Source organism: Acinetobacter sp. YZS-X1-1 (assembly GCF_000804305.1).
Taxonomy (GTDB): domain Bacteria; phylum Pseudomonadota; class Gammaproteobacteria; order Pseudomonadales; family Moraxellaceae; genus Acinetobacter; species Acinetobacter variabilis.
In genome coordinates, this window is record NZ_JWHB01000073.1 from 1 (window position 1) to 379 (window position 379).

The 379-nt window shown below is 38.8% G+C and carries 1 pseudogene; it reads right to left on the reverse strand.

From position 1 onward, the window contains the following. Window positions 1-379, reverse strand: a pseudogene (locus tag RJ01_RS15555) (IS6-like element IS1006 family transposase); the annotation flags it as partial.

Genomic DNA, 379 nt, shown 5'->3' on the forward strand with positions numbered 1-379 from the left:
GCTTGCCATGATCACATTCAATCACGTTATTTTTATACTTAATCTGCCTGTGCTCAAGGTCTGGTGGACATTTACCTTCCCGTTTTAACCGTGATAAAGCACGTCCATATGTGGGTGCTTTATCCGTGTTGATCACTTGTGGAATTTGCCACTTCTTCACATTATTTAAAATTTTTCCAAGAAAACAATATGCTGATTTGGTATTACGTCTAGAAGAAAGATAAAAATCAATGGTATCGCCACATTGATCGACTGCACGATACAGATAAGACCATCGTCCATTCACTTTTACATAGGTTTCATCAATATGCCACGAGCTCAGATCTGTAGGATTACGCCAATACCAGCGTAAACGTTTTTCTATTTCAGGAGCATAACG